The organism is Flintibacter sp. SJQ-8 (assembly GCF_054108085.1).
Map to the genome: position 1 here is coordinate 431663 of NZ_JBPJWR010000004.1, position 26866 is coordinate 458528.

Below are 26866 nucleotides of genomic sequence, written 5' to 3' on the forward strand. Positions count from 1 at the left end.
ACGACCCCTTATGCGGGGAAATGTCCCCGTCGGCCCTTAGATTTTTGTTTATTTTGCCGCAGCGAGCAGATACTCGAACAGCTGGTCAAATCGTCTGCTGCGGGCTTGAATGTCAAAATGCTCCTTGTCCAGCACCGCCTCATAGATGAAACTCTGATGCAGGGCGATGATCAGTTCCATGGTGTCCTCCGCCTTCTCCGGGGCCACGTCTCCCTCCTGCACCATCTTCTCCATGGTAATGCGGTCACGGTCCAGCATGTTCCCGCCCATCATGATCTGCCGCATCTGGGGACTCAGGTGGTCCAGCTCCCCAGGGAACAGCTCCTGATAATACATCTTCAGCACAGAGCCCAGCCGGTGGCTGTATTTACCGAAGAACATATTGTAATAGATCTCTGGGGAGCGGAAGGCGCAGCAGTTGAAGCAGTGGTAGATGGTCCGGTATTGGTCGATGGCCCGCATGTCCGGCTTCCACTCCTGTTCCAGCATCGCCACATACTCCCGCAGATAGCACACCGAGCCAAACAGGGCCAGCTGCTCCAGGTCATTGAAGTAATTATAGATGGTGGCGCTGTTATAGCCCGCCTCTCCGGCGATCTTGCGGATGGACAGGCCATCCAGCCCCTCGGTGCGGATGAGTTTCTCCGCGGCCTCGATAAAATAGGACATGATGCGCTTGCGCTTTATGGTCAACTTGTTGTCCAATGCCTTGTCTGGTTGCTGCATATTCAAAAATCTCCTCTTCCAAAATGATTGACAAATCACCCAGGTCATTTTATAATCGTGATTACAAAATAATCTAGGTCATATTGGAGGTCATCTCACATGGGTCGTTTTCGTTGCTCTGGCGGGATCATGGTCTTTCTGGGCGCGCTGTTTTGGAGCCTGAACTCGCCGCTGGTCAAATTTTTGACGCTGAATGCCCTGCTTATCTGCGGGCTGCGCTCGGTCATCGCGGCCGTCGCCCTGCTGCCCACCATCCGGCCCAAGCAGCTGCGGTGGAACAGGTGGATGCTGATGTACGTCTGCTCCTATACCGGGCTGTGTGTCAGCGTCATTCTGGCCCTGTCCCTCACCTCTGCCCCGGTGGCCGTCGGAATGCAGTACACGGCGACCATCTGGCTGTTTCTGCTGGGACTGGTGCAAAAGAAGCCCTTCACTCTGCGGGCCTTTTTCCCGGTGCTGGTCATCTCGTTGGGGGTGGTGTGCTTTATGTGCTCCGGCACCGATGGGGCCAGCCAGGCGGGCAACCTGTTTGCCCTGGCAGAGGGCGTGTTCTTCGCCTGCTTGACAGTCAGCTCTAAGCGGGCGGCGGGGACCAACCCCCTGGGCCTTACCGCCCTGGCCAATGCGTTCACCGGGATGCTGGTATTTCTCCTCTTCCCCAGTGCCCTGTCCGGTCTGGCCGAAATGACGGCGGTGGAGTGGGCGATGATGCTGGTGCTGGGCGTAATCCAGGTGGGTCTGGGCTATGGCTGCTATAATATCGGGGTACAGCAGGTCTCTGCCCAAAAGGCCTCTGTTATCGCCCTGTGGGAGATGATCCTTGGGCCCCTGTGGGTGGCTCTCTTCCTGAAGGAGTACCCCACTTTCATGGTGATGGCCGGGCTGTGCATCATTCTGCTGGGCATGGTCATGGACACGGTGTTCTCTGCCCAGGGACAGGAATCGAAAATTCCATCATGATTATTTTAACATGATATCCCCACTTTGCAAGCTGTTCCCTGAAAATTTACACAAATGAAACAGCCAAGTCCCCGGGACAGGCGCACGTCAGCTGCCTGTTCCGGGGACTTGGCAATTTTCAGAACCCCAGCACCCGCTCCCGCAGGATGGGGTTGCCCAGGATGGCGATGTATGTTCGGATGTGTTCGTCCTTCCGCTGTCCCATGCGGCCCAGGAGGAGCACCGCCTTCTGCACGGCCTCCTCGTCCTGGCGGTGGATGAACTCGTAAAAGGCGTCCCGGAAGAAGGTCCCGTCGCCCCCGGCGATGCCGACGGCCAGGGTGGACAGAAAGGCCCCGGCAGGGATGGTCTCGCCGACGCCGTCCAGCTCCGCCCGCAGGCCTTTCATCCAGGCGGTCATCTTCTCAGAAAACCGGAACAGGGCGTCCGGGGTCCAGTAATAGGCCATGTCGTCCCCGTCCAGTTCCAGCATTCTGCGGGTGTCGGCCATGGGGGTCACAGGCGGGCAGGGCTTTGCAGGCCGGGGCTGGGTCCCCCGCTCATCGGGGATATTTTCTCCGATCTCGTCCCAGATAGACCAGAAGTCTACGCCAAATTCCCTTGCCGTCATGGTGACGGCGGCCGTCGTCGGGACAAATCTGGCCAGAAACAGAAGCCGGATCCTGTCCTGCTCCTTCGCTGCGGCGCCGCGCTCCTCCGCCGTCATCACCAGACACTTTTTTGCCTCCTCTAAGTCTCCCCCTCGCCGATGATACTCCTTCAGGTTCTCCTGTAAGAGTTGAAAAAACAATGCCTCTGGCGCTTCCTCCCCCGTCTGCTGGCCGTCCTCCCCCCGCACGGCCATCAGGTTTTGCATAAATTCGTCCAAATGGCAGGCCGATAGATAGGCCTCCGCCTGTTCGATGTCCACGCATTCCGCAGGGACATGGCCCCCCAGCGCAAACAGGTTCCGGTTATATCTGTTGTCCCGCTCCTCTTCGTGCAGCAGCTTTTCCAGCGTCCAAACCTGGGTGGCCCGCCAGTTGGTATAGCTTGTGCCCAGCACGCCGTTGAGCCACCGGATGTATGGCTCCTCCCGGATCAGCCGCCCGTCCACCGTGACCGCGCTGTAGGTCTTGGAGAACAGACAGGTGAGGACCTCCACCGCCAGGACCGTGTCATAAAAGCAGCTCCCGCCGATCTTTCCGCCGCCAAAGCACCCTGCCGCCGCACTCAGACCCCAGGTCTCCCCGCTCTCGTTATCCAGGTAGTTATAGTGGAACGACGCCTCGCCCTTGTCGTTCAGCTCCGGGGGAAAGAGGAGACAGAATTTTTTCCCGTGCAAATGGACCCAGTCCAGCGACATCATCCCCCCGGCCCGCAGCATGGTCAGGGCCTGCCGCCCGTATTCCGCCCGGTCCTCCTCCGGGATGTCGATCTCACCCAAAAAATACGAAAAAGTTCCCATTCACAGCCCTCCCGTGGGATATATCTTTGCTATAGTATAGCACCGAAAGGGCGGGAGGACATTGAAGCGGCGGTTCAAAAGGGCTATTTTTCGATCAGATCCTCCACGGTGCAGCCCAGGACTTTCGAAAGCCGATACAGGCTCTCCCCGCTGGCTCTGTTGATGTTCTTGTTGCGCTGCTCATACATCTGGATGGACCGGAGACTGACGCCGGAGCGCTCTGCAAGCTCCGCCTGGGTACAGCCATAGGTCGTTCGGATGCGCTTCAGATTCGTCTCCGAAAAATGCTCCCGCACCCTGGCGTCCACGATATCCACGAATTTGCTGACGTCGGCTTCGTGGAGGACGTCATACATTTTCTGAAAGTCCCCAAAGGAAAACACCTGGAAGATCTCGCTGTATTTCCGCCCGGAATACCACTGGTAATAGGCCACGCCCCAGCCGACCCAATATTCCCGGGAACGGCCATAGCGCTCCGCAGGCTCCGGCAGGTCGGTCTGGCCTTTTGTCTCCTCCAGGACCTGCATGGCCAGCTCGATCCCGCTCTTCCCCGCCAGGCAGGCCGGTTCCCCGTTCTCCATGCGCTTGCTCACCGAGCTGACCAGGAAGAGCATCACAAAGTCCTCCCCCGGGATCTGGCAGACATTCACCGCATAGTCAAAGGCGTCGCCCAGGGCTGCCTGCGCGTTACTCAGATAGATTTCTTGGTATGCGCGGATCATCGTTCCCAATGCCTCCCCTCATGATGTCCTGGATGTACAGGCCGTCGCTCTCCTCTTCCAGCATGTCCAGATAGCACCGGTTCGCTTCGTCATCCCGGGCCTTGCGCAGGGCATAATATCGCTCTTTTTCTGCGGCGGCAGCCCCTTCAAACTTCAGTCTGGAAAAGGCAAACTTCGATTTGACCACGATCTGCTCCCCCAGTTTCCCCAGCCGCATGGCCTGTGCCAACTGCTCCACGGAAATGCCGTTGTTCAAAAAGGACTCCGCATAGTCGAAATAGGAATCGTCCGCCCGATAGCCGGTGATCAGGTCATAGGAGTTTACATTCACGCCGAAGTGGTCGATCAGATATCGCTTCGCCCGCCGCGCCACCGGCGTTTTAATGGCAAAGAGGCGGTGTTCCACCAGGACCGCGATCCAGTTGAGGATGGTATAGTCCGGGCTGTTCAAATTCAAGATATTTAGATATTCTGTGTCCAGGGTATAGCGGTTGACAAAGCCGTCCCGCAGAGAAGAAACGGCCCACTCCTTCGCCAGGGCCTCGCTGGCGGTGCAATAGAACCCCAGGCCAAAATCATTGTTCCTCTTCCCCGCGCCGAACACCGGCTGCTCTACAATTTTTTCCGAACCGTGAAAAATCGTAATGTGCTGCTCCATCTGCTTCCGCCTCCTTTCTTCTAAAGTATCACCAAAGTGATAGAAAGTCAATCTTGCGTTGGATGACATATCCTGTTGCCCGTAAAATCTTATTTGCAACATCATTTTGCGGTTATAAATCGTAAAACGATTTATAATGGCTCTCCTGCGGTTATGATGCAGCCCCTCAGCACATATACATGAACCACATCTGGCTCTGCCAAACTGGCAGCAGGGCGTGGGGAGTGTTATGCTGTGAAGGGAAACATGGAGGAGCGGGCCCAGCGGCTGGCGCTGTACATCATCGAAAACCAGACCACCGTCCGGGCGGCGGCGGGGCGGTTCGGGATCTCTAAGTCTACGGTCCACAAGGATATCTCCGAGCGCCTGCCCCGGTTTGACCGTCCGCTTTATTTGCAGGTCAAGCAGGTGCTGGACGAGAACAAGGCCGAGCGGCACATTCGGGGGGGCATCGCCACCCGGCGGAAATATAAGGGGCAGTAAAGCCTTGTCCGGGGGCGCGGCAGCGGGTATAATGGGGAAAAAGCTGACTGCGAAAGGAACATCGTCTGTGGAGTATTACTTCGCCCCCATGGAGGGGATCACAGGCGCGGAGTACCGCGCCGTCCATCACCGGCACTTCCCCGGGGTAGACCGCTATTACATGCCCTTTATCACCCCCACCCAGGACCGGGTGTTCACCCCCCGGGAGCTGCGGAACATCGCGCCGGAGCGCAATGTAGGCTACTGCGCCGTGCCCCAGCTGCTGACCAAAAACGCCGGGGACTTCAACTGGGCCGCTGGGGAGCTGTGGGCCATGGGCTATGACGAGGTCAACTTGAACCTGGGCTGCCCCTCCGGCACGGTGACGGCCAAGGGCAAGGGGGCGGGGATGCTGGCCGACTTAGAGGGGCTGGACCGCTTTCTGGACGGCATTTTCTCCGCCGCCCGGGGCAAGATCTCCGTGAAGACCCGCCTGGGGCTGCGGGACCCGGAGGAGATCTTCCCCCTGCTGGAGCGCTTTGCCCGCTATCCCATCTCCCTGCTCATCCTGCACCCCCGGGTGCGCCAGGATTTTTACAAGGAGCCGGTGCGGCCGGACTACTTCGCCCGGGCGCTGGAGGTCTATCCCGGCCCCATGTGCTATAATGGCGGCCTGCGCACCCCGGAAGACTGCGCCGCCATGCAGGGGCGCTTCCCTCAGGTCCGGCACTGGATGCTGGGGCAGGGACTGCTGGCCGACCCGGCCCTGATCCGCCGCTGCCAGGGTGGGCCAGCCCTCACCCGGCAGGAGCTGCGGGCCTTTCACGACGAGCTCTACCACACCTATCTGGATGTGTTCAAAAGCCAGCGGAACACCGTGTTCCACATGAAGGAGCTGTGGAATTATCTCTCCGGCCTGTTCGACCAGCCGGAAAAGCCCCTCAAGCGCATCCGCAAGGCGGACGCCTCCCCCGCCTATGAGAGCGCCGTGGACGAGCTGTTCGCCCACCCCTTTCTTGCAGAAAAAGTTTAAAAATACCCGGCCCGGGGCCTGTTCTGTCAGGTCCCCGGGCCGGGTCTTATTCTGTTTAGTTCTCCGTCAACTGCTTCAGCAGCCCGGCGCATCCGGCGGACACGTCCTGCCAGGTGGCCTGAAAGTCCCCGGTGTACCAGGGGTCGGCCACCTCCTCCCCCGGGCGGCCCGCGTAGTCCAGCAGCATGTGGATCTTGCCCGCCGGGTCCCCGCCGTAAAATCGCCGCATGTTCCGCAGATTGGCGCTGTCCATGGCGATGAGCAGGTCAAAGTCCTGATAGTCCCGGGCGGTGATCTGCCGGGCGGCGTGGCCCTCACAGCCGATGCCGTGCTCGGCCAGCTTCCGCCGGGCGGGGGGATAGACCGGGTTGCCGATCTCCTCCCGGCTGGTGGCAGCGGACTCGATATGGAACCGCTCCCCCAGCCCCGCCTTCTCCACCAGATCCTTCATCACAAACTCCGCCATAGGACTGCGGCAGATGTTGCCATGGCACACGAAAAGTATTTTTATCATCTATCTAAACCTCTTGAATTTACTGATTTTCCTTGATTTTCAGGCATTTTCTCAAATGGTCCGATGCTCGTTCACTTGGCATATCGTAGCATAAATTCGCACATCTTTGCCAACAAAAGTAGTACAACAAGTAGTAAATTGAGCCTAAAATCGTGTTTTACTACTGGCCCTTTTCTGCGATATATGGCGAAATTCTATGGCAGAGCTTTGCCGTAAATCCTTGCCCTGCAACAAGAGTACGGATTGTACCGGGAATTTTCTGCCGCTTTCATATTTTGCCGTATCGCATACCCGCTGAACTCCCTCTACCACGAAAAGTAGTAACTACTCAGCATTGGCTACTCGCTGCAATTCCTCCTGCGCATCCTCAAATCCGATGTGCGTATAAGTATTGAGCGTCACGCCAATGTCAGAATGACCCATGATGTATTGAAGCGTCTTGGGGTTCATTCCGCTTTTTGCCATGTTCGAGCAGAACGTATGTCTGCAAACGTGCGGCGTGATCTTCGGCATCTGCACTTTATAGATGCTGTTGTACTTCTCGCAAATATGCTGGAAATACTTTTCCCAATGCAGGGCCACCATCGGCATATCGTTTTTATCCAGATAGAGAAAACCGCTTTTGCCGCAAATCATCGGTTCCACTTTTGGTTTTTTCCTGTTGGCAATGATGCGCTTGAAGCACTCATACACATCATCCGTCATAGGGATAACCCGTGTACCGCTGCTTGTCTTGGTGTCCTCGATGATATACTCCATATTCCGCTTCCGCTGCAACTGATGGTTAATGTTAATCTTTCGATTTTTCATATCCACATCCGCCAGCGTCAAACCCACAAACTCGGAAATCCGAAGCCCGGTCTTAAACAGAATATAGATACCATCATAGTATTTGCAAAAATGCTTGTCACTCGCCACAAATTCAAGAAACGCTCTTTCTTGCTTTCTGGTAATCGCTTCCCTTGTCACGCTGTCGTTGCCTACGACGGTGGCAAGCTGAAATTCAAATGGATTCTTGCGTATCAAATCATCATCAACGGCCATCTGAAAGGCAGGTCGGACAACACCCCTGATAGAATGGATGGAGCTGTAACCCCTGCCATCCTGCTGCAACTTTATCAGCCAGCATTTCGCGTCAGACTGCTTCACTTTGTCAATCCGGCGCTTGCCGAATTCCTCTTTCTTAATGATATTGAGGACAAAAATAGGATCTGAATAACGGATTTTCTCTGCCAACTGCGTCAGCGCTGATTTTGTTGCAGCATCCGTTTCGGCACCGGACAGTAGTTCGACATCAGTTTGCAGTTGTTTGATATAGCCAGCTCTGCAAAACCACCGGCATTTTAGTGACCTCACAGCAGGAAACCGACAGGCCGTTGTCACGATATAGCGCCAGCATTTCATTTTCGCTGAGATTACGGACATGGGAGGGATCGCGCATTTTCTCTATACTGTCCTCTGTTTCCCGCAGAGGTTCTTCTGCCGCCTCCATGTCGATAAGCACCAGCTTGCCGCCCGGCTTCAAGACTCGTATCATCTCGGCAAACGGCTGCTTTACATCTGGAAAATGATGAAACGCCAGCCGGGAAAGGACAATATCAAAGCTGCCATTCAGAAACGGCAGTTCCGCCGCATCGCCGAGCACAAAGGTTATGTTGTCAAGATGGTTTTTCGCTGCCTCTGCTTTTCCAACGGATAGCATAGCGGGTGTCATATCCAGACAAACAACATTTCTGGCATACGGGGCAATCGTCCGACCGCAAGCACAGGTTCCGGCGGCTACCTCCAAAACGGCATCGGTCTTTGACGGAACAATCTTTTGTACCACAGAATACAAATAGTCCCTGCTTTGAAAAGTTCATGCGCTTACTTTCAAATCCTGCGGCTTGCTGGGTAAAGGCATGCTGAATTTGAGCCTCATTGGAAGATTTCATTATAATGCTGTTCCTTTTTTCGGCACGAAAAATCCGGTCATATCAGTACGTTCTAACTTCAGCAGCTTCACCTTTTTATCAATACCCCCAGCATATCCGGTCAGGCTGCCATTTGTGCCGACCACGCGATGACAGGGAATGATAATAGAAATTTCATTGTGTCCTACCGCACCGCCGACGGCCTGCGCGGACATCCGGGGAAGTTTCCGTTTTTCGGCAAGCTGCCGTGCGATCTCGCCGTAGGTTGTGGTCTTTCCGTAGGGAATCTGTAAAAGAATTTCCCATACAGACTGCCGAAACGCGGAGCCGATGGGGTGCAGCGGCGGCAGAAAGTCAGGCTCTTTTCCAGCAAAGTAAATGTCCAGCCAACGTTTGACTTCAACAAGAATCGGCGTTTCCCGCTCCGTGTGTTCTGACGGGAGATGATCTGCAAAATACTTTTCGCCGTCAAACCATAAGCCGGTCAGCCCGATTTCGTCCGCTGCCAGCAAGATGCCGCCCAGCGGCGAATCATAATGACATGTAGATACCATCCGTACCACTCCTTTTACAAAACATAGTCCTTGAGCCGCCGCAGCGCCTCTTCCAGCTTCTTTGCCGGCAGCCCCAGTGCCAGACGGATGCCGTATGGAATGTGGAACTGCCGTCCGTCGCGCCAGAGAACGCCAACCTCGACGCCGGAGCGCAGCAGCTCGTCCAACGTTCTGTCATGGGATTTGCACCAATTTTCAAAATCCGGCACGACAACATAGGTTCCCTCCGGCTTGCGAAGCGATACACCCTGCACCTCATTTTGGAAAAAGTTGATCGCCAGTTCAATATTCGTTTCCAATACCTGCTTGAGCTGCTCCATCCACGCCCGGCCCTCGGGGCTATACGCACCGATCAGTGCGTGCATGGACAGCACATGCCCGCGTCGGTCTGGCATGGTGGAAAAATCATATTCCACCATACTTATACCTCAAAGAACGCATTGGAATCCTGTGGAGCCTGCGCCCGGTCAGTATCGGTGTAGGAACGGATCTCCGAGCAAACCGTGATTTTGTAGCTTTCAAACAGCTTCTCCCGTCCCTCTTTCTGGCTCATGCGGTGCTGCATAACATTACGCCAGCGCTCCACGGCAGCCTCGTCTGTCCAGACATTCATGGAAAGCAGCTTACCCTCCTCGTTTAAGCTGGAAAAGCGTTCCGCACGGATAAAGCCCTCAAAGCCGGAGAGCATAGGTTTCAGCATCGCGGCAAGGTCAAGATACTTTTGCATCCCCGCCTTAGTGGGTGTGACCTCAAATAAAACAATGACATTTTTCATGTTGATTTTGTCCTTTCCATAAAAAATATATCTGGTTTGCATCTCTTGCAAGGTCGATAGCCGTCGCAGATCGCATCTTCATAGCTGTCATAAAACTCGACATTTTTAGGAAGCGGCTGCGCGGGACAACTTGGCAGACATACAATGCCAGTTGTTTTTACTGCAATATAGAACTTGCCGTCAAATTCTTTTTTCCGCTGCTGCATGGCGATGATTTTATCTTCCCTTGTCATATCTGGCCTCATTTCTTTTTGGGCGCAAAGTCTTTCATTTCTGGAATTGCCCCACCTGACACAGCCCAAAGATACAAACTTGCCACGCTGCAATAAGGATGGAAACGACGGCGATATTTTTCAAATAGCTTGCGGTCAATACTTCGGTGATGATAGACCATACGCAGCCCACGCTGGATGGCAAGGTCATGGAAGCTTAAAATATCCGGGCGCTGCATACAAAAAAGCAGGATCATTTCTGCCGTCCAGACACCGATCCCTTTCAGGCTGCTTAATTCCCGGATCGCATCTTCGTCGTTCATGCGCTCCACAGCGTTCAGATCAAATGCGCCCGTATGGACTTTTTCGGCAAAATCTGTAATATACTCCGCCTTGCGGAATGTCATGCCCAGCCCTTGCAGCTTAGGAACCCCTGTTGTCAGGATGGTTTCAGCATTGACAGAGCCCAGCGCATCCTGCATCCGCTGCCAAATGGTCGCCTGTGCCTTGGTGGAGATCTGCTGCCCTATGATGTGGTGAATGACGGACGAAAACAAGTCCACATCTACTGAGCGGTCGATATGCCCGATACGGTCAATGACTTCACAAAGCCGCTTGTCTTTCTGCCGCAGATAGGAAAGCTCAGCTTCTCCGTATGCAAAATACAATTTTCTCACCCTCTTGTGTTTCTTCCAAATTGCGATATAATTATATCGCAATTTATTGAGCGATACTATTAGAATCAATCCAGAAAATATTAAAATCACGTCAATTTGAGGATGCATAATGGAACAGCAAAACTATATCAATTCCGTCAACCTGAACCAGAACACAGACTTTCCATACTTGGTACTCAATATCGTAAACGACAACAGTTATCCTCGAAATCCCGGCTTTCAGGTCATGCACTGGCACGAGGATTTGCAGTTTATCTATGTGCTGTCAGGGGAAATTGAAGTTGTGACGCTGGAAACCGTCGTTTCGCTGCATCCAGGCGAGGGAGTATTCATCAATAAAAACGTCGTGCATTTGGTACGCAAAAAGAATTTGTGTCACTATAACAGCTTTGTATTTCCAGATTATTTTCTAAAATTTTATTTTGGCAGTCCGGCGGGCAATACGGTAGGTCAGGTGACAGAAAATAATAATTTCCCGATTTTTCACATAAAAGGTCAGAAAGAAAATCGAAACGTTCTTGATGCATTGAAGAAGCTCACAGATTTGGAGCAAGAGAAAACGCAGCTCTACGTTTATGAAGTCCTGACCACCCTTTGCACACTGTGGCTGGAGCTATGCCGCGTTGTAACGCTTCCGCAAGCCCTGTCCCCTAAAAACGTGGTCGAAGAACGCATGACCATATTCCTGCGCTACATCGAGCAGCATTTTTCTGAATCTATTTCATTAGATACGCTTGCAGAAAGCGCCCATGTCAGTAAATCTGAATGTCTGCGCTGCTTCAAATCGTCATTACAAACCGCGCCGTATCAATATCTGATGGAATACCGTCTGTCCAAAGCGGCGGAATTGCTCCGCAGTACGGATGCGCCAATCAGCGAGATTGCAAACCGCGTGGGGTTCTTACAGACCAGCCATTTCGGAAAGTGCTTCCGAGAAAAGGTGGGAATGTCACCAAGTTAGTATAGGAAGTCAAAAAAATAGGACTGCCGCAGTCAAGCGACAGTCCTATTCAACTTTGTCACATCAAAGCTCTTTTGAAAATGGTGTAATTGTGGTGCAGTAAGCGCCGTTTGAGCGATGAAGACCATTGATATAACAGGCTTTTTCGGGGCTTCTTAGGATACTGCCATGGCAGACGAATAGAATGTTGGTCATATATCTTATCCTCCGTTTTGGTCGACGTCGTCTTTCAGTTCCGCGATATCTGTCAGTCTGAAATAGACCAGATAGGCCCGGTATTTGTCCTGGGCCGTCAGGCAGGTGTCTGTCAGATAGCCCCGCTCCCAGTCCCACTCCTGCAAGCCCCGATAGTAGAACAGCTTCAGCGCGTCCTCGATGATAAAGGGGACGATCTTATGCTTCAGGCACTCTTTGAACATGATCAGCCTGCCCACCCGGCCATTTCCGTCCTGAAAGGGGTGGATGCGCTCAAACCGCACGTGGAGATCCAAAATATCCTGAAAGCCGACCTGTTTTTTGTCCTGATACTCCGCCAGCAGCGCTTTTATTTTGGCGTGTACCTCCTCCGGCTGGGCCGTTTCCATGCCCCCCACCTCGTTGGGGACTTTTTTGTAATCGCCCACAGCGAACCAGCTCTTTCCGGCATCGCTGGTCCCGGTTTTCAGCATAAGATGGAGTTCTTTGATAAACTTCTCCGTTAAAGCCGCCCCGGCATGATCGATGATAAAATCAACACAGCGGAAGTGGTTCGCCGTCTCGACAATGTCGTCCACGTTCAGCGCCTCGTGCTCCGCGCCCACGGTATTGGTCTCGAAGATATAGCGGGTCTGGTCGTGGGTCAGTCGGCTGCCCTCCATGTGGTTGGAGTTATAGGTCAGCTCGATCTGGGTCTTATGATAGATGCCCCCGGGGTACTTTGCCGCCTTTTCCTCCCGCAGTACATCCAGTAGCGTGGTACGTGTCTGTACTTTTCCGGCCCGCTTGGGCTTTTCCGCATTCCGGGGGATGCGCCAGGACTTTTTCTCCAGATAAGCCCCTGGTACCCGCCCCTGGGCACAGTAATTCCGCACACTGCGCTCTGAGACTCCCCACTTCTCCGCCGCCTGGGCAATGGACATATCCGCCATAATATCCGCCTCCTTCCGCCGGGATGAGCCGCTCATATTTTATAGTATACCATGTTACCGGCAAAAAATCCAGAATTTAAGCCGTCAGTTTTCTTCGATTTCTTGCCGCAGTTCCCCCATTTTTGCCGCAAAAAGCCCCCAGGCCTGGATCAGGACCCGAGGGCTTTGGTCGTGGGCGTCACTCCCGCTCTGCCGCTCTTTTGGCCGGGCGGAACCACAGCAGGGCCAGGAAGATGAGCAGGGCGGTGGTGGACAGGCTGATGGGATAGACATACATGATCGTGCGGAAGGTGGGGTTGCGGGGGAAGACCACGGCGATCCAGAAAATGCGGATGCCGCACACGCCCAGGGTGGTCAGCGCAGCCGGAGTGAGGGAGATCCCAAAGCCCCGGAGATAGCCGGACATGACCTCGTACATCATGCTGAACATATAGGCGGAGAACACCAGGACCAGGCGGGTATAGCCCAGCGAGATGACCTGGGGATCGTTGTTGAAGATGGCCAGCACCGGCTTTCCGGCGCCCAGCACCAGGGCGATGACGGCGGCGGTGGCGATGGCGTCCTCCAGCAGGCTCAGCGCCAGGGTCTTCTTGCACCGGTCCAGCTTCCAGGCCCCGTAGTTCTGGCCCACAAAGGTGGTACAGGCCTGGCTGAAGGAGTTCAGCACAAAATACGCCATCAGCTCCAGATTCAGCGCGGCGCTGGAGGCGGCCATGACCACCGTGCCCAGGCTGTTGATGCCCGCCTGGATGACAATGTTGGACACGGAGAACACGGCGCTCTGAATGCCCGCGGGCAGGCCGATGCGCAGGATGCGGCCCATGCAGTCGGCGTGGATGCGCAGCGCTTTTGGCTCCACCCGGATGTCCAGGGGGGAGATCATCAGCCGCCGCAGCAGAATGATGGCGCTGAACACGTTGGCCAGCACCGTGGCCGTGGCCACGCCCTCCACCGTCATGTGGAGCACCGCCACAAAGAACAGGTTCATCAGCACGTTCAGAATACCCGAGACCACCAGGGCCTGGAGGGGCACCTTCGTGTCCCCCACGCTGCGGAAGATGGCCGCCTCGAAGTTATAGAGCAATATGGCGGGCATACCCAGCAGATAGATGCGCAGATAGCGCAGGGCGAAGGGCAGCACGTCCTCCGGCACGTTCAGCGCCCCCAGGAGCGGCCCGGCGGCCAGCTGGCCCAGCAGGGCCACCAGAATGCCGCCGATGACGGACATGAGCACCGCCGTATGTACCGTGCGGTGGACGGTCCGGCTGTCCTGCTGGCCGATGGCGTTGGCGATGACCACGTTGGCGCCCAGGGCGATGCCCACAAACAGGTTGATGATCAGGCCGATCACCGGACTGTTGGCCCCCACTGCCGCCACGGCGGCGGTGCGGAATTCGCCGGTGAAGTTGCCCACCACCGCCAGGTCAGAGGCGTTGAACAGCTGCTCCAGCACTGCCGTGGCCGCCACGGGCAGGGCATATCGGGGCAGCTTGTTCCAGATGGGACCGTTCAGCATATCCAGCGGCTGCTTTTGCTGCGTTGCTTCCATGGCATGTCCTTTCTCAAACATCAAGTTCTTTCTCGTTTTGTCTTCTGTGCAGGCTATTATAATGCCCCGCCGATGCCTTGGCAAGGGGGCAAAAAATATTCCCGCCCGGACCGCAGGGCGCGGTCCGGGCGGAAGAATGATTTGTAAAAATGGGCTTACTCGGCCTTGGGCTCCTCGGTGGAGAACACCGTCTTGCCCGCGGCGGCCAGACCGGCCAGGCCCTGGAGCTCGCTGGGGATGATGATCTTGGTGGCCTTGCCGTTGGCGGCGGCCTGGAAGGCCTCCAGAGCCTTGATCTTGATGACGCCCTCCCCGGGGGCGGCCTCGTTGATGAGCTTGATGGCGTCGGCGGTGGCCTGCTGCACCTTCAGGATGGCCTGGGCCTCGGCCTCGGCCTCCAGGATCTTGGCCTGCTTGGCGCCCTCGGCCTGGAGGATGGCCGCCTGCTTGGCGGCATCGGCCTTCAGGATGGCGGACTGCTTTTCGCCCTCGGCCACCAGGATCTGAGACTGCTTCTGGCCCTCGGCCTGAAGGATGGCCTCACGGCGCTCACGCTCGGCCCGCATCTGCTTCTCCATGGATTCCTGGATATCGCGGGGAGGCATGATGTTCTTCAGCTCCACCCGGTTGACCTTGATGCCCCAGTTGTCGGTGGCCTCGTCCAGGATGGCCCGCATCTGGCCGTTGATGTGGTCGCGGCTGGTGAGGGACTGGTCCAGCTCCAGATCGCCGATGATGTTGCGCAGGGTGGTGGCGGTCAGGTTCTCAATGGCGGACATGGGGTTCTCCACGCCATAGGCATACAGCTTGGGGTCGGTGATCTGGAAATAGATCACGGTGTCGATCTGCATGGTCACGTTGTCCTTGGTGATGACGGGCTGGGGCGGGAAGTCCACCACCTGCTCCTTCAAGGACACGTTCTTGGCAACCCGCTCGAACAGGGGGACCTTAATGTGCAGTCCCACCCCCCACACGGTGCGGAAGGCGCCCAGGCGCTCCACCACGAAGGCCCGGGACTGAGGCACCACCTTGATGCAGGAGCCCAGGATGATGAGCACGATCAGGATGACGATCAAGCCCATGGCAGCAGAAATAATGTTGTCCATAGTATCCTCCTTGTTATTTTGATTCTCTTTTCAACGATATGTTTCGAGAAATGCACTCAGATAGCCTCTACAAGCACTTTCACGCCGGATATTTTCAGCACCCGCACCTCGGTCTCACGGGGGATGACCACATCGTGGGCGCTGCGGGCCGACCATATCTGCCCGGCCACATTCACCTGGCCAGTTCCGCTGAGGTTGTCGATCTGCTCTGTCACCACGGCGGTCTGGCCGATGACCCGGTCGGCGTTGGTGGCGGCGTGGCTGGTTTTTAAAAAGCGGGCGAACACAGGCCGGGCCAGGGCCAGGGTCACCCCGGACAGGGCCAGGAAGATCACGACCTGGAGCCAGAGCGCTCCGCCCAGCACCGCCACGATCAGGGCTCCCAGAGCTCCCACCGCAAACCAGACGAAGGTAAGTCCGATGGTGATGGCCTCCCCCACCAGCAGCACGATCAACGCAATGAGCCAAAACGCACTAGGAAGCATACGTTCCTCCTTTCCCTTCAAGCTGATAGCTTGGTAAATTGATTATATCATGCCCCGCTTAAAAAAGCTATGGGGACTTTCTTAACTTTCCTTTAAGAGTGTGTCAAAAAACGCCGCCCCGGCGCTTTACGCGCTCAGGGCGGCGTTCGTTCAGGGTCTCAGTCTCAAGCCACGTTCTCCTGCTTCCGCTTCATCACGTACAGGAAGGCGATCATGGCCACGATGCCCACGGGCAGGGCCAGCAGGCCGGGCAGACCGGCCTCCACCAGCACGCCGGCCAGGACATAGCACAGGCCGGAGATCACGGCGCAGGACACCGCATAGGGAAGCTGGGTGGACACGTGGTTGACGTGGTCGCACTGGGCCCCGGCGGAGGCCATGATGGTGGTGTCGGAGATGGGGGAGCAGTGGTCGCCGCACACGGCGCCGGCCATGCAGGCGGAGATGCACACGATGGCCAGGGGGTTGTCCATGGAGAACACGTTCTGGACAATGGGGATCAGGATGCCGAAGGTGCCCCAGCTGGTGCCGGTGGCAAAGGCCAGCAGGCAGCCCACGGCGAACACGATCACGGGCAGCAGCAGCTGCACCCCGGTGGCGGAGGTGCGCACAAAGTCCCGGACGAAATACTTGGCGCCCAGGGAGTCGGTCATGCCCTTCAGGGACCAGGCAAAGGTGAGAATCATGATGGCGGGGACCATGGCCTTAAAGCCGTCGGGGATGCAGCCCATCATCTCCTTAAAGGACATGGAGCGGCGGATGAGATAATAGATGATGGCGAACACCAGGCCGAAGGCGGAGCCCAGCATCAGGCCCACGGAGGCGTCGGAGTCGGAGAAGGCGGTGACGAAGTCGGCCCCGGAGAAGAAGCCGCCGGAGTAGATCATGCCGATGACGCAGCAGATGACCAGCACCACAATGGGGAACACCAGGTCCATGACAGAGCCCTTGCTCTCGTCCACCTCGTCGTCCATCATGGCATAGGGGTTGGAGCCGGAGAACAGGTCGCCCTTTTCAATGGCGTTGCGCTCATACCGGGCCATGGAGCCAAAGTCCACCTTCATTACCACAAGGCCGATCATCATCACCAGGGTGAGCAGGGCATAGAAGTTATAGGGGATGGCGCGGATGAACAGGTTCAGGCCCTGGCCGTCCTCGGCAAAGCCGGACACGGCGGCGGCCCAAGAGGAGATTGGGGCGATGATGCACACGGGGGCGGCGGTGGCGTCGATGATATAGGCCAGCTTCACCCGGGAGATGTTGTGCTTGTCGGTGATGGGCCGCATGACGCTGCCCACGGTGAGACAGTTGAAATAGTCGTCGATGAAGATGAGGCAGCCCAGCAGGATAGAGGCCAGCTGCGCCCCCACCCGGGTCTTGATGTTCTTCTGGGCCCAGCGGCCAAAGGCGGCGGAGCCGCCGGCCTTGTTCATCATGCAGACCATGGCACCCAGAATGACCAGGAAGATCAGGATGCCCACGTTATAGCTGTCGGACAGGGAGGCCACGATGCCGTCCTCAAAGACGTGGAGCAGCGTCCCCTCGAACTGGAAGTTGGAATAGAGCAGGCCGCCCATCAGAATGCCGATGAACAGGGAGGAATAGACCTCCTTGGTCAGCAGGGCCAGGGCGATGGCGATCACCGGGGGCAGCAGGGCGAAGGGGGTGTTGTAAAAGTGGCTGGGGGACTGGATATAGCCCTCTCCCCCGCAGGTGGCGCAGACAAATGTGCCGCCGCACACCTCGCAGTTTTCGTCCAGACCGTAGCAGCTCATGCAGATGCCCACGGTGCCGCAGTCGGGACACTCGATCATGGTGGTGCCCGGCTCCTCGGTGGGGTCGGCGGCCGCCCAGGCGGCGGTGGTCATGGCCAGCACCATCATCACGACCAGGATGATGCGCATGGGCCAGGCTCTTCTTGCGTTCATTTCAATTTCCTCCCAAACTTTTTTCGGGGCCGCGCCCCCGGAACACACACGGTCAAACAAGCCGGACAAGCGCGAACCGTCGTAAAGCACAAAAAAATATGGACGCCAAAAGCGCCCATCGTCTGAATACCGCCGCCTTTGCTCCCCCTTTCTGCTTGTAACAAGGGGCCTGAAAAACGGCAGGATAGCGCTCCACGTGTTTGTGACAGTCCGCAAGATGTTCTCCCGCGGCCCAGGAAGACGGCCCAGGCAGGTCCGGCTCCCTTCGGCGGTACACCCTCTCTCAAAAAGCCGGCTGCCTGGCCGAACGCTTTTTGATACGCATGAGTACCGCGCCTCTATCCGATTTATTTGATTTGCAAGTATCCTATCATGCCCTTGCACCCTTGTCAAGGCCGTTCCGGCGAAAACCAGAAAAACAGCCGGTTTTTCCGGGCAAATTTCCCAGCCGGGCCGTCCTGAGGAAAGCCGGAGAAAAAACTTTGAAAAAAATCGAAAAAACAGTTGACAGCCGGGCCGGGATTATGGTAGTATATGTTCTGCGCTAAGTCAACTGACTTTCAGCGTCAACCAAATATGGATGCGCGAGTGGTGGAATTGGTAGACTCGCTGGCTTCAGGTGCCAGTGCTCGCAAGGGCGTGCGGGTTCGACTCCCGCCTCGCGCACCAAAAAGAAAAACATCTGCTTTGCAGATGTTTTTCTTTTTGCTTTTGTGTCCGGTTGCCAGGCTCGTCCTTGACCCTGGTTGGCTTTCCCTTTATAATGGTACAATAATATTTCGATTAAAACTTGTCATTGCGAGGAAGGCAAAGCCCGACGCGGCGATCCGTTCTCCTCGTCCAGCAGCCTCCCTTGTTAAAGGGAGGTGGCACGGGCGCAGCCCGTGACGGAAGGATTCCGACCACAGGAAGGCTCTCCTAAAACCGGAATCCCTCAGTCAGCTTCGCTGACAGCCCCCTTTAACAAGGGGGCCAAGGGACGCGAGTTACGGATTGCCGCGTCGGTCCTGCGGACCTCCTCGCAATGACAGGCGCGGCATTTTTCAGAGAGGAGTTGGGGCACCATGCAGGCGCTTACGCCGGAGGAGCTTCATCAGCAATATACGCAGACGGTGGCCGCCTATCGGGCCCTGATCCCCGCCCCTGCCCTGCGCATGACCTTCAGCCACCAGGTGGACGGCTATTTCCGCCAGTATCTCCTGGGCCTGTGGAAGGTGGGCGGCGAGAGCGTGGAGCAGCGCCAGGTGGATATCTATAACGCCGTGTGGTCCCAGGGCAATCCCGCTCCCGCCGCCCTCTATTGGGAGGTGGCCACCGGCGTGGCCCAGGCCTGGGACTTCTGCCCCCCCGCCTTCTTTGCCGACCTGCGGTCCTATGACCGGCAGCACGCCAGCGACCTGTCCCGGCGCTTTGCCGACCAGCTCACCCTCCTCCTGCTGCTGTTCGCCTCTGCCGACGGCGGGGTGAGCGAGGCGGAGGCGGGCTACGTGAACGCCTGCAACGACATTTTATTGGAGCAGTGCCGCTTAGACGGCATTCGGTCCGACAGCCCCGGGGTGAACGCCGGGGACTATGTCTCCCGCCGCACCCCCGGCAAGTCCGCCTCTCAGGCCCCGGCCGCGCCCCAAAAGCAGACTCAGGACCAAGCCCAGCCTCAAACTCAGGACCAGCCCGAGGAGAAGCCCCTGCCCACCCTGGACGAGCTACTGGCTCAACTGGACGGCCTGTGCGGCCTGGACCAGGTAAAGAAAGATGTGAAGAGCCTTATCAACCTGGTAAAGGTGCGCAAGCTGCGGCAGCAGGCCGACCTGCCTGTGCCCCCTATGTCCCTGCACCTGGTCTTTCTGGGCAACCCGGGCACGGGCAAGACCACCGTGGCCCGGCTGCTGGCCCAGATCTATCGGGCGGTGGGCGTGCTCAGCAAGGGCCAGCTGGTGGAGGTGGACCGCTCCGGCCTGGTGGCGGGCTATGTGGGCCAGACGGCCCTGAAGACCCAGGAGGCGGTGCAGAAGGCCCTGGGCGGCGTGCTGTTCATCGACGAGGCCTATGCCCTGGTGAACCAGGACAGCGCCACCGACTTTGGCCGGGAGGCCATCGAGGTCCTGCTGAAAAACATGGAGGACCACCGGGACGACCTCATCGTCATCGTAGCGGGCTATACCAACCTGATGGAGAAATTTATCCACTCCAACCCGGGTCTGGAGTCCCGGTTCAACAAATACTTCTATTTTGAGGACTACACCGCCCCCCAGCTGCTGGAGATCTTCCAGTCCATGTGTAACCGGGGCGGCTATACCCTGTCCACTGAGGGGGAGGACGCGGCCCGCAAGCTGCTGGACGAGCTGTATGAAAACAGGGACGAGAACTTCGGCAACGCCCGGGACGTGCGCAACCTGTTTGAAAAGGCGGTCACCCGCCAGTCTGACCGGGTGGCCCTGCTGGACGCCCCCACCCGGGAGCAGCTGATGGAGCTGCTGCCCCAGGACATCGACGAACCGGAGGAACCCTGATGAAAGTTGCTTTTTACACCCTGGGCTGCAAAGTGAACCAGTATGAGACCCAGGCCATGGAGCAGATGATGACCGCCCGGGGGCACCAGCTGGTGCCCTTCGAGGGGGAGGCTGACGCCTATGTCATCAACACCTGCTCCGTCACGGCGGTCAGCGACAAAAAGTCCCGCCAGATGATCCGCCGGGCCCGCAAGGCCGCCCCGGACGCTATCCTGGCCGTGTGCGGCTGCTACGCCCAGACCCACCCGGAGGACATGGCCGACCTGTCCATCGACCTGGTGGCGGGCACCGGAGACCGGGCGGGCTTTGCCGACCTGCTGGAGCAGACCTGGCGGGAGCGCCAGCCCGTCACCGCCCTGGACAACGCCATGAGCCGCCGCCATTTCGAGGTCCTGCCCGCCGGCGGGCTGGAGGGCCGCACCCGTGCCATGCTGAAGGTGGAGGACGGCTGCGTGAACTTCTGCACCTATTGCATCATCCCCTATGCCCGTGGGCCCATCCGCTCCCTTCCTCTGGAAGAGGCCAAGGCCCAGGCCGCCCAGCTGGCGGCAGAGGGCTATCGGGAGCTGGTGCTCACCGGCATCGAGATCTCCTCCTGGGGCCGGGAACTGAAGGATGGCTCCTCCCTCATCGACCTCATCGAGGCCGTGTGTCAGGCCGCCCCGGCCTGCCGCATCCGATTGGGGTCGCTGGAGCCCCGGACCATCACCGACGAGTTCTGCCGCCGGGCCGCCCAGCTTAACAACCTGTGCCCCCACTTCCACCTGTCCATGCAGAGCGGCTGCGACGCGGTGCTCAAGCGCATGAACCGGAAGTATGACACCGCCCGCTATTACGAGAGCGTCCGGCTCCTGAACCAATATTTTGACCGCCCCGCCGTCACCACCGACCTGATCGTGGGCTTCCCCGGGGAGACGGAGGAGGAGTTTGTCCAGACCCTGGACTTTATCCAGAAATGCGCCTTCTCCTCCATGCACATCTTCCCCTATTCCAAGCGCCCGGGCACCCCGGCGGCCCAGCGCCCCGACCAGATCCTGAATCACGTGAAGGAGGAGCGTGCCCACCGTGCCGCCGCCGTAGCGGGAGCGATGGAACAGCGCTACCTCAGCCGGTGGCTGGGAGAGACAGTCTCCGTCCTGTTCGAGGAGCAGCGGGACGGGGCGTGGCACGGCTACACCACCCGCTATGTCCCCGTCTGCGTGGAGAGCGAGGAAAACCTCCACAACTGCCTGCGGGATGTGCACATTTCCTCGGTGGAAAAGGGCGCGCTCCGGGGCGAGCTGGCATAACTTTTGTTTTTTCTCCACAAACCCAAGAATTTTGTGGAAAAGATGTGGCGCGGCCCCGTCCCCGGTGTTATAATGGGGGCCGTGAAATGACCAATACAGGGGCGACTGGCCCCGTTTTTTGAGAGGAGCACCTGCCATGAGCGAGGAACTGCACAGCGCAAACCCGGGCAAGGAGCTGATCCGCACCGTCGACGGCGTGGACTATCAGCGCATTCCCGTGAAGACCCACCTGATCACCAACAAAGACGACTATGCCGACGTGGTGGTGAAATACGCCAAGGACAAGATGCAGGACGGGGACATCCTGTTCTGCTCGGAGAAATCGGTGGCCTGCACCCAGAACCGGGCCATCCCCATGGAGGACATCAAGCCCCGCAAGCTGGCCGTCACACTCAGCCGCTATGTGACCAAGACCCCCGCCGGAATCGGCCTGGGCATTCCCGAGACCATGGAGATGGCCCTGCAGGAGTGCGGCACCCCCCGCATCCTGTTCGCCGCCTTCTGCAGCGTGGTGGGCAAGATCCTGGGCAAGAAGGGCTGGTTCTACACCGTGGCCGGCCCCAAGGCCCGGGGCATCGACGGCCCCACCGAGGGGACCATCCCCCCCTATGACCACTATGTGGTCCTCACCCCCGACGACCCCATGGGCACCGCCAAGCGTCTGGCCCGTGCCCTGGGCCACCCCGTGGCCATTGTGGACATCAACGACCTGGGGGCCAACATCCTGGGCTTCTCCCAGCAGCAGCCCACCCTGGACCAGCTGGCCAAGATCCTGGGGGACAACCCCCTGGGCCAGTCCAGCGAGTGTACCCCCATGGGCATCATCCGCAAGGCGTAAATTCAAGCGCACGCCGGGCCGCCGCAGTGATATTCTGCGGCGGCCTGTTTTTGTCCCCGGCCCGCTTGCACCGGGGATAGTTTTGTGCTATGGTATAGCGAGAAAAATCCGGGAGGTCGTTTTTATGCGTCATCACAAGCATCGCGGGCAGATGTCCGAGGCCCTGCTGACGGCGGCGTTTTTGTCCCTGTCCGGCGGATTGCAGGACGCCTACACCTATATCGCCCGGGGCGAGGTGTTCGCCAACGCCCAGACGGGTAACATCGTCCTGCTCAGCCAGAATCTGTTCACCGGGAACTGGGCGAAAGTGCCCCACTATCTGGTGCCGCTGGTCTTCTTCGCCCTGGGCATCGCCGCCTCCGAGGGGATGCGCTATCGCTTTCAGCAGGCCCGGCGCATCCACTGGCGGCAGCTGGTGCTGCTGGAGGAGATCGTCACCCTGTTCGCCGTGGGCCTGATGCCCGCGTCCCTGAATATGCTGGCCAACGCCATCGTCTCCTTCTCCTGCGCCATGCAGGTGCAGGCCTTTCGAAAGGTCAACGGCTATGCCTTTGCCAGCACCATGTGCATCGGCAACCTGCGCAGCGGTATGGACTCCCTGTGCGCCTTTTTCCGCACCCGCAACCGCGAGCCCCTGCGCAAGGCAGGACACTATTTCGCCATCATCCTGTTTTTCGCCCTGGGCGCTGGCCTGGGCGGCTGGGGCATCACCCAGTTCGGTATGGGCACTATCTGGCTCTCCTGCGCCCTGCTGGTCGTTGGCTTCCTGCTCATGTTCCTGAAAGAGGACGTGGAGGAGATTGAAGAGGAGATCGAAGCGCTGGAACAGCGGAAATAATCAAAAGATGGTCGTCTGCCAGCCTGCGGGGCGTGTTTCTATGATTCAACGGTCAAACGCCCGGATACTATCGTTGGCGAATGAAGAGGAATAAAGGATGGCTCTATATTGACAGTATGACCATATCGGGATAAAACAATAGCCAAACTGTGATACCATGTGACTGTTTGCGAAGCACCGGAAAAATCATTTTGTTGGGCATGTATGCGTGAACCGTGACGGTATCAGAAAATTGATCTGGCATCATAGAAAGACACAGGACGGCGTATGGAAAAAAATAATTCGGAAAAACATCTCTTCAGCAACCATGATTTATGGATGCTTCTGGTTCCTCTTGTGGTGGAACAACTCTTGAATTCGCTGATGGGAACAGCGGATAGCATTATGGTCAGCAATGTGGGATCGGCAGCAATCTCGGCTGTATCGCTGGTGGACTCCATCAATATCTTGGTGATACAGGCATTTTATGCGTTGGCAGCAGGCGGCACCATCGTCTGCTCCCAGTATATCGGGCAGAGGGATAAGAAAAATGCAGAAGAATCGGCCAGGCAGCTGGTATTCGTAGTAGCAAGTATCTCGACGGCGGTGATGGCGGTATGCCTGCTGACGAGGGGACCGTTGCTCCGGTTGATTTTCGGCAGCGTGGAAGCGGATGTTATGGAGGCGGCACGGATTTATTTCTTTTACACGGCGCTTTCATTTCCTTTTATAGCTCTTTATGATGCCGGCTCATCGATTTATCGGGCGCAGGGGAATACACGTCTTCCGATGACCATCGCGGTTGTCTCTAACGGACTTAATATTGCCGGAAATGCGGTGTTGATCTGGGGATTTCATCTGGGAGTGGCTGGAGCGGCTATTGCCACGCTCGGTTCCAGGGTGATCTCAGCGGTGGTTGTCCTGGCTTTTTTAAGGAATCCAAAGCAGGAGATCGCTGTCTATGGATATGGGAGAATCCGTCCAGATGGACAGCGGATCAGAAGAATTCTGTCTCTTGGAATTCCCAATGGAATCGAAAATGCAATGTTCCAGTTTGGAAAATTGGCCATTCAGTCAACGGTATCAACCCTTGGAACCATCGCCATTGCGGCTCAGGCCATGACCAACATTCTGGAGAATTTAAACGGTATTGCGGCCATCGGCATCGGCATCGGCATGATGACGGTGGTGGGCCAGTGCCTGGGCGCCGGACGCCAGGATGAGGCCATCTATTACATCAAAAAGTTATCGGTAATAGCGGAAGCTGTGATTATCGGCTGCTGTGCCCTGGTGTACATTCTGACAAGACCGGTTACGATGTTAGGCGGCATGGAACCGGAGAGTGCAAAGATGTGCTTTTACATGATAGGATGGATCACAGTCGTAAAACCCATTGTATGGACACTTGCTTTTGTTCCGGCCTACGGCATGCGGGCAGCAGGAGATGTGCGCTTTTCCATGATCCTCTCCTGCATCAGCATGTGGCTGTTCCGGGTAACACTCTGTATTTACCTTTGCCGCGTCCATGGATTTGGCCCGATTGCCGTGTGGATCGGTATGTTTACAGATTGGACCGTTCGTGGAATTGTATTTACGATACGGTTTAAGAGCCGCCGATGGCTGGCCCATGAGGTAGTGTAGTAACAGATAACAGTTACTGTTCGCAGTAACGCAATTTTGCTTGCGATCTATAAATCTCGATAGTATAATCCCATTTTTTACAATTTAAGAAGAATAAAACCGCTACAATCCTTGTAGTTACAAGGATTGTAGCGGTTTTTACGTCTGTTTTTTGAGTTTACATAAACTAAAAAATCATGAACAATAACAATATGCGGAGTTTTTCCTGGAATTTCAAGGATTTTCTGTATTGTTCATGATGTTTGATTTTGAACGAATGGACAATATTATCAGAAGTCTATTTGTTCGGGTTTTGGTGTTGGGAATGTTATGGGATTGAGGGGATATTGTTCAGGGTTGATGGTGATAGCGTATTGGGGATTGGTTAACATTGGGTGGCAGCGGGACTGTGCTTTGTAGTTACTCTGATGAACACACATTATTCCAAAAAAATTTAATGTGTCTTCATCGTCGTTTCGATTGATAATCACACATTATTTGTGTATAATATAATGTGTATTTGTAAAAGCAAGGGTGAAAATCATGAGCGACAAAAAGAAAATCGAGGAACTACTGGAATCATCGGAGGACGGCACAATCACCGCAGCACAGGTGACCAAAGCCGGACTGCATCGAAGCGTTTTACAGGAGCTTGTCATGCGCGGTGAAATATACCGTTTCGGGCGCGGCTTGTATGTGCAGAGCAGCGCATGGGAGGACGATTTTTACCTCTTGCAGCGCAAGTATGGGCGCGGGATTTACTCCCACGATACCGCCCTGTATCTGCTGGGCTATTCCGACCGTACCCCGGCAAAATATACGATGACCTTTCCAAAGGGCTACAATGCCCCGTCCTTGAAGCAGGAGAACCTAATCATTAAGCGCGTTGTGCCGGAAAACTACGAGTTCGGCAGAATTGAAATTAAATCCCCCTCCGGCAATCCGATTCGTGTTTACGATTTGGAACGGACGCTGTGTGACATTCTGCGCGGCAGCGGCAGCGATATTCAAATCGTTGGTGAAGCCATGAAACGCTATGCGGCATCCAAAGATAAGAACATTCACAAACTGATGCAGTACGCGGAGCAGCTTCGTGTGAAGCCCAAGGTACTGCGCTACATGGAGGTTTTGCTATGATTACAAAAAATCCAATGCAACTGAAAGCCTTTATCAAAAACAAAGCGGCAGAGAAGCATATTTCGGCACAGCTCGTCATGCAGAACTATATGCTAGAACGGTTGCTGGAACGAATTTCGCTCTCGCCCTATAAGAACAATTTCATTCTCAAAGGCGGATTCCTGATTTCCGCCATTGTGGGACTGGATACGCGGACGACAATGGATCTGGACACGACAATCAAGGGCTTCACCCTGACGCATGAAGCAATCCTCAAAATCTTCACGGAGATTTGCGCTGTCCAGATTGCCGACGACGTGCAATTTGAGGTTGTCGGCATTTCTGACATTCGGGAAACGGATGATTACCCCGGCATCCGGGTCGCACTGAAAGCGAATTATCCGCCAATCAGCGTACCGCTGACGGTGGATGTCACCACGGGCGACATGATAACGCCCCGTGAGGTGGAATACACATTCTCGCTCTTGTTCGATGACCGCACGATCAGTATTCTTGCCTACAATCTTGAAACGGTGCTGGCGGAAAAGCTGGAAACGGTTCTGTCCCGCAACATTGCAAATACCCGTCCAAGAGATTATTACGATGTACATATTCTGTATGCACTGCGCGGCGCGGAGTGTAACAAAGCAACGCTGCGTCGGGCGCTGGAACGGACGACTCAGAAACGCGGCAGCGGCATGATCCTGACGGACCACCCGGAGATTATGAAAGAGATCCGCGAAAGCGATACGCTCCGCAAACGGTGGGAGAAATACAGCCGCGAGTATGAGTATGCAAAGGATATTTCCTTTGATGATACCTGCAATAGCATTCAGAAGATGATGAACGAAATCATGGCATGATTCC

The 26866-nt window shown here is 56.4% G+C and carries 28 protein-coding genes, 1 tRNA gene and 1 riboswitch; of the genes, 12 read left to right on the forward strand and 17 right to left on the reverse strand.

Annotation, left to right across the window (positions count from 1 at the left end; all coding sequences use genetic code 11):
- Positions 1–48: 48 nt before the first annotated feature.
- Entirely contained in the window at positions 49–726 is a 678-nt protein-coding gene (locus ACSAMP_RS03070) for a TetR/AcrR family transcriptional regulator (protein WP_457799460.1), read from the reverse strand.
- A 99-nt stretch (positions 727–825) separates the two neighbouring features.
- Between ACSAMP_RS03070 and ACSAMP_RS03075 the strand changes: the two genes are divergently transcribed.
- The gene (locus tag ACSAMP_RS03075; RefSeq protein WP_457799461.1) at positions 826–1686 is read left to right on the forward strand and encodes a DMT family transporter; all 861 of its coding nucleotides are present in this window, start codon (positions 826–828) and stop codon (positions 1684–1686) included.
- A 118-nt stretch (positions 1687–1804) separates the two neighbouring features.
- Here the strand turns inward: ACSAMP_RS03075 and ACSAMP_RS03080 are convergent, their stop codons facing one another.
- The 3 genes from ACSAMP_RS03080 to ACSAMP_RS03090 all read right to left on the reverse strand — a co-directional run bounded on the left by ACSAMP_RS03080 (position 1805) and on the right by ACSAMP_RS03090 (position 4513).
- A complete protein-coding gene (locus ACSAMP_RS03080) occupies positions 1805–3133 on the reverse strand; it encodes a hypothetical protein (RefSeq protein ID WP_457799462.1) in 1329 nt (442 codons plus the stop codon).
- An 83-nt stretch (positions 3134–3216) separates the two neighbouring features.
- Positions 3217–3855: a helix-turn-helix domain-containing protein gene (locus tag ACSAMP_RS03085; RefSeq protein ID WP_457799463.1), complete on the reverse strand. Its 639-nt coding sequence runs from the start codon at positions 3853–3855 to the stop codon at positions 3217–3219.
- The gene (locus ACSAMP_RS03090; RefSeq protein ID WP_457799464.1) at positions 3821–4513 is read right to left on the reverse strand and encodes a DUF3990 domain-containing protein; all 693 of its coding nucleotides are present in this window, start codon (positions 4511–4513) and stop codon (positions 3821–3823) included. Before ACSAMP_RS03090 ends, ACSAMP_RS03085 begins: the two co-directional genes overlap by 35 nt.
- Before the next feature lie 234 nt (positions 4514–4747).
- Between ACSAMP_RS03090 and ACSAMP_RS03095 the strand changes: the two genes are divergently transcribed.
- Both ACSAMP_RS03095 and ACSAMP_RS03100 read left to right on the forward strand, forming a co-directional pair.
- Positions 4748–4996 (forward strand): sporulation transcriptional regulator SpoIIID, encoded by a 249-nt coding sequence (locus tag ACSAMP_RS03095; protein WP_441794996.1) that lies wholly within the window; start codon positions 4748–4750, stop codon positions 4994–4996.
- 67 nt (positions 4997–5063) lie between these two features.
- A complete protein-coding gene (locus tag ACSAMP_RS03100; RefSeq protein ID WP_457799465.1) occupies positions 5064–6008 on the forward strand; it encodes a tRNA dihydrouridine synthase in 945 nt (314 codons plus the stop codon).
- A 55-nt stretch (positions 6009–6063) separates the two neighbouring features.
- Here the strand turns inward: ACSAMP_RS03100 and ACSAMP_RS03105 are convergent, their stop codons facing one another.
- The 8 genes from ACSAMP_RS03105 to ACSAMP_RS03140 form a co-directional block, all read right to left on the reverse strand.
- Positions 6064–6522 (reverse strand): low molecular weight protein-tyrosine-phosphatase, encoded by a 459-nt coding sequence (locus ACSAMP_RS03105; RefSeq protein WP_457799466.1) that lies wholly within the window; start codon positions 6520–6522, stop codon positions 6064–6066.
- A 324-nt stretch (positions 6523–6846) separates the two neighbouring features.
- Positions 6847–7905: a site-specific integrase gene (locus ACSAMP_RS03110; protein WP_457799467.1), complete on the reverse strand. Its 1059-nt coding sequence runs from the start codon at positions 7903–7905 to the stop codon at positions 6847–6849.
- Positions 7817–8350, reverse strand: a complete 534-nt coding sequence (locus ACSAMP_RS03115) for a class I SAM-dependent methyltransferase (RefSeq protein ID WP_457799600.1) — start codon at positions 8348–8350, stop codon at positions 7817–7819. The genes ACSAMP_RS03110 and ACSAMP_RS03115 overlap by 89 nt, the downstream gene beginning before the upstream one ends.
- 105 nt (positions 8351–8455) lie before the next feature.
- Positions 8456–8989 carry a methylated-DNA--[protein]-cysteine S-methyltransferase gene (locus ACSAMP_RS03120; RefSeq protein WP_457799468.1) on the reverse strand — a complete coding sequence of 178 codons (534 nt, stop codon included), beginning with the start codon at positions 8987–8989 and terminating at the stop codon, positions 8456–8458.
- Between the two features lie 14 nt (positions 8990–9003).
- Positions 9004–9408 (reverse strand): PLP-dependent aminotransferase family protein, encoded by a 405-nt coding sequence (locus ACSAMP_RS03125; protein ID WP_457799469.1) that lies wholly within the window; start codon positions 9406–9408, stop codon positions 9004–9006.
- A 2-nt stretch (positions 9409–9410) separates the two neighbouring features.
- Positions 9411–9764: an antibiotic biosynthesis monooxygenase family protein gene (locus ACSAMP_RS03130; protein ID WP_457799470.1), complete on the reverse strand. Its 354-nt coding sequence runs from the start codon at positions 9762–9764 to the stop codon at positions 9411–9413.
- Complete coding sequence (locus ACSAMP_RS03135) at positions 9761–9997, reverse strand: Ada metal-binding domain-containing protein (RefSeq protein WP_457799471.1); 237 nt, start codon at positions 9995–9997, stop codon at positions 9761–9763. Before ACSAMP_RS03135 ends, ACSAMP_RS03130 begins: the two co-directional genes overlap by 4 nt.
- Positions 9998–10005: 8 nt before the next feature.
- Complete coding sequence (locus ACSAMP_RS03140; RefSeq protein WP_457799472.1) at positions 10006–10644, reverse strand: DNA-3-methyladenine glycosylase family protein; 639 nt, start codon at positions 10642–10644, stop codon at positions 10006–10008.
- A gap of 118 nt (positions 10645–10762) precedes the next feature.
- Between ACSAMP_RS03140 and ACSAMP_RS03145 the strand changes: the two genes are divergently transcribed.
- Positions 10763–11614 (forward strand): AraC family transcriptional regulator, encoded by an 852-nt coding sequence (locus tag ACSAMP_RS03145; RefSeq protein WP_457799473.1) that lies wholly within the window; start codon positions 10763–10765, stop codon positions 11612–11614.
- A gap of 200 nt (positions 11615–11814) precedes the next feature.
- Here ACSAMP_RS03145 and ACSAMP_RS03150 read toward each other — a convergent pair whose 3' ends face one another.
- The 5 genes from ACSAMP_RS03150 to ACSAMP_RS03170 all read right to left on the reverse strand — a co-directional run bounded on the left by ACSAMP_RS03150 (position 11815) and on the right by ACSAMP_RS03170 (position 17809).
- Positions 11815–12741, reverse strand: coding sequence for a Fic family protein (locus ACSAMP_RS03150; RefSeq protein WP_457799474.1), 927 nt, complete (start codon positions 12739–12741; stop codon positions 11815–11817).
- Positions 12742–12919: 178 nt separating this feature from the next.
- Positions 12920–14290 (reverse strand): MATE family efflux transporter, encoded by a 1371-nt coding sequence (locus ACSAMP_RS03155; protein WP_441794992.1) that lies wholly within the window; start codon positions 14288–14290, stop codon positions 12920–12922.
- A gap of 155 nt (positions 14291–14445) precedes the next feature.
- A complete protein-coding gene (locus tag ACSAMP_RS03160) occupies positions 14446–15396 on the reverse strand; it encodes an SPFH domain-containing protein (protein WP_457799475.1) in 951 nt (316 codons plus the stop codon).
- Between the two features lie 56 nt (positions 15397–15452).
- Entirely contained in the window at positions 15453–15881 is a 429-nt protein-coding gene (locus tag ACSAMP_RS03165; protein WP_457799476.1) for an NfeD family protein, read from the reverse strand.
- Between the two features lie 164 nt (positions 15882–16045).
- Positions 16046–17809 (reverse strand): Na+/H+ antiporter NhaC family protein, encoded by a 1764-nt coding sequence (locus ACSAMP_RS03170; RefSeq protein WP_457799477.1) that lies wholly within the window; start codon positions 17807–17809, stop codon positions 16046–16048.
- Between the two features lie 177 nt (positions 17810–17986).
- Positions 17987–18158, reverse strand: a riboswitch (Lysine riboswitch).
- A 233-nt stretch (positions 18159–18391) separates the two neighbouring features.
- On the opposite strand from ACSAMP_RS03170, the gene ACSAMP_RS03175 reads away from it, so the two are divergent.
- The 8 genes from ACSAMP_RS03175 to ACSAMP_RS03210 all read left to right on the forward strand — a co-directional run bounded on the left by ACSAMP_RS03175 (position 18392) and on the right by ACSAMP_RS03210 (position 26862).
- Positions 18392–18478 (forward strand) — tRNA-Leu (locus ACSAMP_RS03175).
- 395 nt (positions 18479–18873) lie between these two features.
- Positions 18874–20319, forward strand: coding sequence for an AAA family ATPase (locus ACSAMP_RS03180; RefSeq protein ID WP_457799478.1), 1446 nt, complete (start codon positions 18874–18876; stop codon positions 20317–20319).
- Positions 20319–21608 (forward strand): tRNA (N(6)-L-threonylcarbamoyladenosine(37)-C(2))-methylthiotransferase MtaB, encoded by a 1290-nt coding sequence (mtaB, locus tag ACSAMP_RS03185; RefSeq protein ID WP_457799479.1) that lies wholly within the window; start codon positions 20319–20321, stop codon positions 21606–21608. Before ACSAMP_RS03180 ends, mtaB begins: the two co-directional genes overlap by 1 nt.
- Positions 21609–21744: 136 nt before the next feature.
- Entirely contained in the window at positions 21745–22446 is a 702-nt protein-coding gene (locus ACSAMP_RS03190; RefSeq protein ID WP_186877683.1) for a coenzyme F420-0:L-glutamate ligase, read from the forward strand.
- 124 nt (positions 22447–22570) lie between these two features.
- Positions 22571–23284 (forward strand): YoaK family protein, encoded by a 714-nt coding sequence (locus ACSAMP_RS03195; protein ID WP_457799480.1) that lies wholly within the window; start codon positions 22571–22573, stop codon positions 23282–23284.
- 267 nt (positions 23285–23551) lie between these two features.
- Entirely contained in the window at positions 23552–24904 is a 1353-nt protein-coding gene (locus ACSAMP_RS03200; RefSeq protein ID WP_147563143.1) for an MATE family efflux transporter, read from the forward strand.
- A 522-nt stretch (positions 24905–25426) separates the two neighbouring features.
- Positions 25427–26020, forward strand: a complete 594-nt coding sequence (locus tag ACSAMP_RS03205; protein ID WP_457799481.1) for a type IV toxin-antitoxin system AbiEi family antitoxin domain-containing protein — start codon at positions 25427–25429, stop codon at positions 26018–26020.
- Complete coding sequence (locus ACSAMP_RS03210) at positions 26017–26862, forward strand: nucleotidyl transferase AbiEii/AbiGii toxin family protein (RefSeq protein ID WP_457799482.1); 846 nt, start codon at positions 26017–26019, stop codon at positions 26860–26862. The genes ACSAMP_RS03205 and ACSAMP_RS03210 overlap by 4 nt, the downstream gene beginning before the upstream one ends.
- The last annotated feature ends 4 nt before the right edge of the window (positions 26863–26866 follow it).